Source organism: Rhizobacter sp. P2_H3 (assembly GCF_056403355.1).
This window is the reverse complement of record NZ_JBFUFQ010000232.1, coordinates 1-9,029: the sequence shown is the minus strand read 5'-3', so window position 1 is coordinate 9,029 and position 9,029 is coordinate 1. Positions and strand designations below refer to the sequence as shown.

10 protein-coding genes are annotated in these 9,029 nt (G+C 69.9%); 2 read left to right on the top strand and 8 right to left on the bottom strand.

Going from position 1 to position 9,029, the window contains the following annotated elements; genetic code table 11:
- From AC1D1T_RS26845 to AC1D1T_RS26825, 5 genes are all read right to left on the bottom strand, one after another.
- The coding region (locus AC1D1T_RS26845; protein WP_477992828.1) for a hypothetical protein at positions 1 to 184 on the bottom strand (184 nt) is incomplete at its 3' end.
- Entirely contained in the window at positions 184 to 1,200 is a 1,017-nt protein-coding gene (locus AC1D1T_RS26840; protein WP_052212909.1) for a polysaccharide deacetylase family protein, read from the bottom strand. The genes AC1D1T_RS26845 and AC1D1T_RS26840, both read right to left, overlap by 1 nt.
- A 24-nt stretch (positions 1,201 to 1,224) precedes the next feature.
- Positions 1,225 to 2,496 carry an O-antigen ligase family protein gene (locus AC1D1T_RS26835; RefSeq protein ID WP_477825143.1) on the bottom strand — a complete coding sequence of 424 codons (1,272 nt, stop codon included), beginning with the start codon at positions 2,494 to 2,496 and terminating at the stop codon, positions 1,225 to 1,227.
- The gene (locus tag AC1D1T_RS26830) at positions 2,493 to 3,977 is read right to left on the bottom strand and encodes a lipopolysaccharide biosynthesis protein (RefSeq protein ID WP_465111211.1); all 1,485 of its coding nucleotides are present in this window, start codon (positions 3,975 to 3,977) and stop codon (positions 2,493 to 2,495) included. The genes AC1D1T_RS26835 and AC1D1T_RS26830 overlap by 4 nt, the downstream gene beginning before the upstream one ends.
- Positions 3,978 to 3,990: 13 nt before the next feature.
- Positions 3,991 to 5,115: an acyltransferase family protein gene (locus AC1D1T_RS26825; protein WP_477840743.1), complete on the bottom strand. Its 1,125-nt coding sequence runs from the start codon at positions 5,113 to 5,115 to the stop codon at positions 3,991 to 3,993.
- Between the two features lie 184 nt (positions 5,116 to 5,299).
- Between AC1D1T_RS26825 and AC1D1T_RS26820 the strand changes: the two genes are divergently transcribed.
- A complete protein-coding gene (locus tag AC1D1T_RS26820; RefSeq protein ID WP_477825141.1) occupies positions 5,300 to 6,460 on the top strand; it encodes an imelysin family protein in 1,161 nt (386 codons plus the stop codon).
- 25 nt (positions 6,461 to 6,485) lie between these two features.
- A complete protein-coding gene (locus AC1D1T_RS26815) occupies positions 6,486 to 6,995 on the top strand; it encodes a GyrI-like domain-containing protein (protein WP_465111214.1) in 510 nt (169 codons plus the stop codon).
- A 15-nt stretch (positions 6,996 to 7,010) separates the two neighbouring features.
- On the opposite strand, the gene AC1D1T_RS26810 is transcribed toward AC1D1T_RS26815, so the two are convergent.
- The 3 genes from AC1D1T_RS26810 to AC1D1T_RS26800 all read right to left on the bottom strand — a co-directional run.
- Positions 7,011 to 8,312 carry a UDP-N-acetylglucosamine 1-carboxyvinyltransferase gene (locus tag AC1D1T_RS26810; protein ID WP_047510024.1) on the bottom strand — a complete coding sequence of 434 codons (1,302 nt, stop codon included), beginning with the start codon at positions 8,310 to 8,312 and terminating at the stop codon, positions 7,011 to 7,013.
- Positions 8,313 to 8,411: 99 nt separating this feature from the next.
- Positions 8,412 to 8,645 (bottom strand): DUF2630 family protein, encoded by a 234-nt coding sequence (locus AC1D1T_RS26805; RefSeq protein ID WP_465111215.1) that lies wholly within the window; start codon positions 8,643 to 8,645, stop codon positions 8,412 to 8,414.
- Positions 8,646 to 8,692: 47 nt separating this feature from the next.
- A partial coding sequence (locus AC1D1T_RS26800) for a general secretion pathway protein GspB (protein ID WP_477992827.1) occupies positions 8,693 to 9,029 on the bottom strand: 337 nt, incomplete at its 5' end.

Below are 9,029 nucleotides of genomic sequence, written 5' to 3'. Positions count from 1 at the left end.
CCCGCGCGCAGCGCTGCGCCAGCGCGGTGATGGCCGGACCGCCGTCGTCGAGGCAGACGATCGCGCGCCCGCCCAGCGGCCCGACGAGCAGCTCCCAGCCCTCCTGCCACGCAGGGACGTTGTGCAGCGCTGCCGGCTGCGAGATCGCCGGCGCCACCGGGGAAGCGAACGCGGATGCGGCCATCAGACGAAGATTCCGGGAAAGGTCATGCGGGCCATGAACAGGGGATGCGGGATGTAGCGCTCGACCGCGATGCGCTTGAGCGCGAAGCGGTCGGCGCAGCTCGGGTCGTTGACGCCGTCGATGTAGGCGAGCGCGGCGCGGTAGCCGCATTCCTTCGCGATCGCGACGACGCGATCGTTGAAGGTGTAGGTCTTGCCGACCGGGTAGGCGAGCAGGTCGGCGCGCTGCCCGGTCTCGCGGCGGATCGTCTCGCGCGACTGCGACAGCTCGAAGCGCACGCGCTCTTCGGTCTGCATCGACAGCACCGGGTGCGTGACGGTGTGCGAACCGAACTCGATGCCGTGCTGCGTCATCTCGCGCACCTGGTCCCAGTCCAGCGCCGAGGCGGGCGCCGCGTCGGCCGGCACCGCGTGGCGCGCGAGCAGCGCCTCCAGCTCCTGCAGCGCGTCGCGGCGGCGCTCGTCGGCCAGGCGCTTCAGCACCGACAGCAACCGGTCGGAGGCGGCGCGGCGCGACGCGATGTCGCCGAGCTGCAGCGTCACGTCGGCCAGCGGCAGCCGCAACGCGCCGGCGGGTGCGCAGAACAGCAGCGTCGACACGCGGTCGAACCAGAACGGCTCGCGGCTGCCGATGTACTGCGTCGACAGGAAGATGGTCGCCGGCACGTTCATCTCGCGCAGCAGCGGGAAGGCGTGGGTGTAGTTGTCGAGGTGGCCGTCGTCGAAGGTGATCGCGACGCTGCGCGGCGGCAGCGCCTGGCCGCGCTCGATCACGTCCATCGCGTTCGACAACCCGATCGGGTTCCAGTGCTCGCGCAGGAAGGCGAGCTGGCGGCGGAACTCGGCGACGCTCGCGCTGACGAGCTCGGGGTCGGCCGCGAAACGCGACTCGTCGGCCAGGTCCTGGATGCGGTGGTACGCGAGGATCGTCAGCCCGCTCGGCCCGCTGCGCAGGCGCGCGCGGGTCACCCCGGCCATGTCCAGCCACCTCGCGAGCATCGCCTGCTTGCCGCCCATGGTGTCCCCTCGCTCCGGTTACTGCTAGTAGTACCCCATGATGAACACCTTGAAGGCCATGTAGTACGCGACCTGGAAGGCCACGATGAACATGAAGTCCTTGCGGGTGAATCCCACGGGTTGTGTGGTGAAGCGGCCCACTGCGGCCGTCATTCCCAGGAGGAAATACATGATCTCCGTCTCGAGCGAGACGAAGAGCGAGCTGATCAGGTAGCCCGACAGGCTCATCATCACCGCGAGCAGTGCCTGCTTCTCGGTCGGGTCGACCGTCTCGCGCAGCCGCACGATGACGTGCTTGAAGCCCATGTAGATGATCGCGATCCACAGGAACATGCCGGGGAAGCCGGTCTCGCCCATCGCCTCCAGCGCCGAGTTGTGCGCGACCAGCTTGCGGGTGTAGACGGCGAAGTTGCCCTTGCCGACGCCGAACAGCGGGCTCTCCTGCACCATCTGCAGGCCCATCGCCCACATCTCGACGCGGCCCTGCGCCGAGTTGTTGGCGTCCTTGGTCTCGGTCAGGTACGACGGGGCCGCCGCCAGCGCGATGCCGCCGCAGGCCGCCGCGATCACCAGCTTGCCCAGGCTGATCCTGAAGCGCGAGACGATGAACATGCCGACCATCGCCGCGGTGGCCAGGATGCCGCCGCGCGAGCCGGTGTAGAAGGCCGCGAGCAGCAGCGGGAAGGTCAGCCCGACGGCGGCGGCCACGCGCAGCCACAGCGCGTACGGGCTCACCATGTACTGGAACGCGAACGGCGCGGCGGCGGTGAACATCACGCAGAACACGCCGGGGCCGTCGAAGATGCCGATCCAGCGGATGCGCGACTTCAGGCCGATCGACGAGGCCGAGCCGTCGATCCACGCATAGCTCTGCCCCGCCCAGCCGATGCCTTCGGGGTTGTTCATGTGCTGGATGCCCTCGATCGCGATCAGCAGCGCGAGCGCTATCAGCGCATAGCCGGTGCGCTTCAGGTCGGTCACGTCGCTGATGGTCGCGCTGACGAGGCGGTACACCAGGAACAGCTTCGCGTAGTAGACGAGGTAGAACTGGCCGATGTCGGTGAGGCCGGCGACCATCACGCTCAGGAAGATCCACACGTACATCAGCAGGAAGAAATAGTCCTGCGTGCGCAAGCGGAATACCTCGCCCAGCCGGCCGCGCGACGCGAGCACCAGGAGCCACATCGGGTAGACGATGTAGTCGACGCGCAGCCCGAGCAGCGGCGACCACCACAGCTGCGGCGCGACGAGCAGGCTGCCGAGGAACAGCCAGATGGGGAGTACCGCGAAGCTCATGCGGCTGCCCCGGAAGGCCGGCCGAGGCGCTGCATCAGCTTCGCGCGCGCCGCGGCCAGCTCGGCCGGCTCGATCACGCGCGTCGCGACGATGCCGACCAGGAACGCGGCGCCGAGCACGAAGCGCAGCGGCAGGCTCCACAGCAGCGGCAGCTGGTCGGCCGCCTGGCCGGCGATCGCGACGGCGACCACCAGCGCGAGCAGCGTGGCGAGCTTGCGCCATTCATAGTGCACCGGGAAGTGGCGCTGGCTGATGCGGTCGGTCATCACCAGCGAGACGATCGAGACGCCGAGCACCGTCAGGCAGGCGCCGAGGATGCCGAAGGCCCAGATCAGCGGCACGCCCAGCGCCAGGCCGACGAGGCAGGCGGCGAGCGCGATGTGGAAGATGCTGCTCGACTTCTTCTGGTAGTAGATGCCGGTCTGCAGCGGGTAGGTCAGCACCTGCAGCACCGCGGCCAGCACCAGCCACGGCAGGTAGCGCGCGGCGCTCCAGTAGGCCGGAGCGGCGATCAGGCGCAGCGCGTCGCCGGCGAACAGCACGATGGCCAGCCCGATCAGCGACAGGATCACGGCCAGGTAGCGCACCACCTGGGCCTGGATGATGCCGGCGTCGTCGCGCTCCATGATCGTGAAGCGGAAGGCGCCGTAGGCGCGGTTGATCGGCTCGCCGACCAGGTCGGACGCGAGCTTCGACAGCTTCAGCGCGAGCGCATAGATGCCCAGCGCCTCCAATGACACCAGCGACTGCAGCAGGAAGCGGTCGGCGGTGCTCGCGACGATGCCCACCATCGTGGTCCACAGCAGCGGCAGGCTGTAGCGCAGCACCGGCATCAGCTTGGCCCATTCGAAGCGCAGCCCGCACTCGCGCAGCGTCACCCACGACAGCACCGCGAAGCCGAGCGCGACGGTCAGGCAGTTGCCGGCCATCACGCCCTCGACGCCGGCGTTGAAGTGCATCAGCGCGATCGAGTTGGCGATCACCTGCACCACCAGCTTCACGAACGAGACGACGATGAACAGCATCGAGCGCTCGACCGCGCGCACGTAGGCGAGGCCGACCTGCGAGGCGAGCTCGAACACGATGGTGGCGAGCATCCACTGGAAGGCCCGGCCGAGCGACTGGCCGTTGAACAGCCAGGCGGCGATCGGGTTGGCGAACAGCGAGACGAGCAGCACGCCGGCGATCGAGATGACCAGCGAGGCCATCAGGTTGGTGCTGACCACCGAGCGGCGGTCGGCGGCGTCCTTGTAGTCGAAGTAGAAGCGCAGCGTGGCGTGCGCAATGCCGACGCCCAGCACGCCGGACACGACGGTGGACACCAGGTACAGCGTCTCCAGCGTGCCGTACTCGGCCGGCGACAGCAGCCGGGTGTAGATCGGCAGCAGCAGGAAGGCGCCGACGCGGTTCAGCGCATTCCCGATGGCATAGATGCCCGAGTGCTTGAAGAAGCGGCCGACTTCCTTGGAGGTGGAGGACATGGCGGTGGCCGGCTCAGGTGGCAACGGCCGTGCGCACCGTGGGCGCGCCGGCATGCGGCATCGGTACCCGCTTGCTCCAGCGGATGGCCGGCAGCTCGACGGCACGCCAGAGGATCCACGCGGCGATGACGCTCGTGGCGATGCCGCAGGCCATGTACAGCAGGCCGAGCGGCACGGACGGGTGGTCGCCGAACAGCTTCTTCAGCACCGAGATCGTGCTCCAGCCGACGATCGGGTGCATCAGGTACAGGCTGTACGACAGCTTGCCGAGGAACTGGTGGACCGCGCCGCTGAGCCAGCCGCGCGCCGCCACCCAGCGCCGCGACAGCACGATCACGATGGCGGCCAGCACCGGCGCGAGGTGCGGCAGCGACGGCGCGCTGCCGAACACCACGGCGAGCTCGACGCCGACCAGCGCCCACCACCAGCGCCACGACAGGTCGCCGAACACGCACCAGCAGGTCAGCGCGCCCAGCCCGAACATGTGCCAGTAGCGCACGAACAGGCCGTCGACCGGCAGCTTGATCTGGCCGACCGCGAGCACCAGCGACAACGCGGTCAGCGCGGCGATCGCAAGGATCGGGCGGCTGCGCGGCTGCGCCGGGTCGTGCGCGGCGGTCAGCACCAGCACCAGCACGAGGTAGAACTGCAGCTCGATGCACAGCGTCCAGAACACCGCCGAGATGCTGCCGTAGCCGAGGATGTCCTGCAGGTAGAACAGGTGCGAGACGATCTGCGCGGCGGAGAACTGGCCGCGGCCGGCGAGTTCGGCGAACAGCAGCGCCGACAGCTTGGCCATCGCGATGCACAGCACGATGGTGGCCCAGTACGGCGGATCGAGCCGCACCGAGCGGCGCAGCGCGAACATCGCGACATAGCGGCCCGACAGCGGCGCGTCGCGCAGGCTCATCGAGATCACGAAGCCGCTCAGCACGAAGAACACGTTGACGCCGGTGGCGCCGAAGCTGCCGATCAGCGCGTGCAGCGCATCCGGGATGAAGGGACGCAGCAGCGTCTCGGTGTTGAGGTAGAGGTGGTACAGCACCACCAGCATCGCCGCGATGCCGCGCAGGCCGTCGACCGTCAGGTTGCGCGGGGGCAACGAGGCGGGGACGGCGGTGGTGTCGGATCGGGTCATGCGGCTCGGAGTGCAGGCGGTTCGGCGAGGTCGGAAGACGCTCCGCCGAGGGAAAAGGCGTCGCATTGCACCATAGGGACTTGTCAGAAAACACCACCCGGGCAGGGGGTCGTCCCCCGGGCAGGGGGGCGGCGCCAGCGGGGAAAAGACACGCGCGAAGTGTGACTTTGTCCATAATCTGCCGATGCCTCCGAGCCCGGTTCACCGCCTGCCCCGCGCCCTCCCGGCACGCCGCGCGGCGCTGTGGCGGCTGGCGTCGATCGCCGCGCTGTCGGCCGTGCCGGCCGGGGCCCGCGCGGCCACCGACCCGTTCGTCACCTGGATGCAGATGCTGCACGACCAGTGGGCCGTGCCGGCCTACGAGGCGCTGGACCGCAGCGCGGCCGGGCTGGTGGCGGTGCTGGAGGCGGCGATGGCGGCCGGCGGCCAGCCGACCCCGGCCCAGCTGAAGGAGAGCCAGGCGCTGTGGCTGCAGGCGATGCTCAGCTGGCGCCGGCTGGAGGCGCTGCAGATGGGGCCGACGCTTGCGCGGCGCAGCTCGAAGGCGATCGATTTCTGGCCGACCCGGCCGAAGGTGATCCAGCAGGCGGCCACCGTCACCGCGACCGCACCGATGACCGGCCCGGCGGCGAACGACGCGATGGAACGCTGGGGCACGGCGGTGCGGGGCCTGCCAGCGCTGGAGTGGCTGCTGTTCCCGGCCGGCACCGAGCCGCAGGCGCCGGTGCTGCGCAGCCCGGCGCTGTGCCGCTACACGCTGCGCATCGCGATGGCGCTGAAGGAGGAGGTGGGCCTGCTGCTGGCCGGCTGGCGCACCGAAGCCGACCGCTGGCGTTCGGCGACGCCGCCCGACGTGCCGGCGGCGAAGAAGCTGATCCTGAACCTGCTGGTCGGCAGCGTCGAGCTGCTGCGCGGCAAGAAGCTCGAGAAGGCGGCCCGTGCGCAGGCGCTGCAGGTGCCGGGGCAGCGCGACGCGCTGGAGAACTTCGACAGCATGCGCACCAGGCACACGCGCGAGTTCCTGCTGGCGCATGTGGATGGCGTCGCGCAGCTGCTGCTCGGGCAGACGCCGGGCCTCGCGTACACACAAGGTGGCCCGCGCTGGGGGCTGGACGACGTGCTGGCCGAGCAGGGCCTCGCGAAGCCGCACGGGCCGGCGCTGCGGCGCGCGGTGACCGCGGTGCGGCAGTCCATCGCGGCGTTGCCGGTCGACGCCGCCACCTGGACGCCGGCGCGCATCGCCGCACCGGTGAAGGCGCTGGTCGCGCTGCGCGCGGTGATCGACCCGCCGATCGCGACGGCGTGGAAGGTGACGATCGAGTTCACGGATGCGGATGGAGACTGACCCAACCTGAAGGAAGGAGCCTCGCATGACGACCCTCACGACCCCGCGCTTCGAACAGCGCACCGAGCAGCCCTGCATGTTCATCCGCACCGAGGTGCGGATGGGCGAAATCGAGTCGAAGGTGGTACCGCTGATCCCGCAGCTCTTCGAGTGGCTGCAGGCGCACGGCGTGCCGCCGGCCGGCCCGCTGTTCTTCCGCTACAACGTGATCGACATGGGCGGACAGATGGAGATCGACGTCGGCACGCTCGTCGGCAAGCCGGCCGCGGGCGATGCGCGGGTGCGATCGGGCACCGTTCCTGCCGGCAGCTACGTGACGATGCGCCACACCGGCCACCCCGAGGAGTTGATGCCGGCCACCGCCTACCTGCTCGCCTGGGGCCAGCAGCACCAGGTGGCATGGCGCAAGCAGGCGCGCGGCGGCAGCGCCGAGGCGTGGGATGGGCGCTACGAGTTCTACCTCGACGGGCCGGACACCGAGCCCGACATGTCGAAGTGGCGCACCGATCTCGTGTTCGCCGCCGAGCCGCGCTGAATCAGTCCCCCACGTTCAATCCCCAGATTCCCACTCGATCCGCGCCCCGAGCGCACACAGGTTCTCGACGAACTGCGGGTGCGCGCGCCGGATCGGTCCGGCGTTGCGGATCACCGAGCGGCCCGGGATGCTGGCCGCGAGCATCAGCAGCGCGATCGCGACGCGGATGATGTATGGGCTCTCGACCTCGGCCGGCGACAGCGGCTTGCCGCCGAAGGTGACGATGCGGTGCGGGTCGGACTGGAACGCGTGCGCGCCGAACTTCGACAGCTCCGAGGTCCAGCCGAGCGCGCCGTCGTAGACCTTGTTCCAGAACATCACGCTGCCGTGCGCGCGCGTGCCGAGCGCGATGAAGATCGGCAGCAGGTCGACCGGCAGGTAGGGCCAGGGCGCGGCCTCGATCTTCGGCAGCATGTTCTGCGTGAACGGCTCGGCCACCCGCAACGGGCCGTCGACGACGGTGCGCGACCAGCCGCCCTCGTGCAGCACCCGCACGCCCAGCTTCGCGAACGTGCGGTCGATCAGCGGGAACTGGTGCGCGGCGGTGTTGCGCACCCGCACGTCGCCGCCGGTGATCGCGCCGAGCGCGAGGAAGGTGACCACCTCGTGGAAGTCGTCGGCGAAGCTGTAGTCGGTGCCGCCGAGCGCGTCGACGCCGTGGATCGTCAGTCGCGAGGTGCCGCAGCCCTCGATGCGCGCGCCGAGCTGGCGCATGAACTCGCAGAACTCCTGCACGTGCGGCTCGGAGGCCGCGTTCATCAGCGTCGCGCTGCCCTCGGCGAGCGCCGCGCACAGCACGAAGTTCTCGGTGGTGGTGACCGACGCGTAGTCGAGCCAGTGGTCGGCCGCGCGCAGCGGGCCGTCGCTGCGCACGATCAGCGCGTCGGGCCGGCGCTCGACGCGCGCGCCGAAGCGCTGCAGCACCTCGACGTGCGGATCGATCTCGCGCACGCCCAGCGTGCAACCCTGCACGTCGCTCTCGATGCGTGCGACGCCGAAGCGCGCCAGCAGCGGCGGCACCAGCATGATCGACGAGCGCATCTCCTGCGGCAGGCGGTGCACGGTCTCGTCGAAGTTCGTGCTGCGGTGGTGCAGGTCGAGCACGCCGGTCTTGAAGTCGACCTCGACGCGGCTGCCGAGCGAGCGGAACACGTCGAGGATCTTGCGCACGTCGGTGATGTCGGGCACGCGGCGCAGGCGCACCGGCTGTCGCGTCAGCAGCGTCGCGCACAGGATCGGCAGCACCGCGTTCTTGTTGGCCGACGGGACGAGGCGGCCCGCAAGAGGCTGGCCGCCGTGGACGATGAGGTGGGACATGGACAGTGCGCGAGGCGCGCGGTGGTGGGCACCGGCGCACTGTCCGCGGCGTCGTCGAACGCCGGATGAAGCCTGTGTGAAGTGACGAGGGCCCTGGTGTCAGCCTTCGTAGCCTTCGACCGTTTTCTCGTCGCGCACCTTCGCGCTGGAGGGGTCTTCGCCGAACTCGCGCTTGGCGCGCCGCTGCCGCAGCAGGTCCCAGCACTGGTCGAGCTGGTGCTCGATGTGGCGGATGCGCTCGGCGTTCTGGCCGGGCGCGGCCGTGCCGTCGCGCAGTTGCTGTTCCTCGTCGACGAGGGCGCTGATGTGCTCGAGGATCGATTTGTCGCTCATGGCCGTTCTCTCCTGCAGTGGCGGATGCGGCGCAGCGTACGCCGGAATCAGTAGCCGACGCTGTAGCGGTAGTTCTTGTAGCGCAGCACGGCCGACTTGAGCCGGATCTGCTCCAGGTGCACGTTGGGCGCGATGATGTCGCCCTCGTGGTAGAGCTGGCCGTTGACGATCAGCATGCGGCTCGCGCGGCTCGACGAGTAGGTCGCGCCGCTGATGGCCAGCGTGGGCAGTTCGCGGCGCACGTCGGCGGGCAACTCGTTCAGCGGCACGGCCGGCGTCTCGTCGGCGGCCGGCGTGGTGGTGCGCGCAGGTTCGCGCCTGGCGGGCACGGGCTTGCGCTGCGCCTTCTCCGGCGCCGCGGCCGTGCGAGTTGCGGCAGGTGCA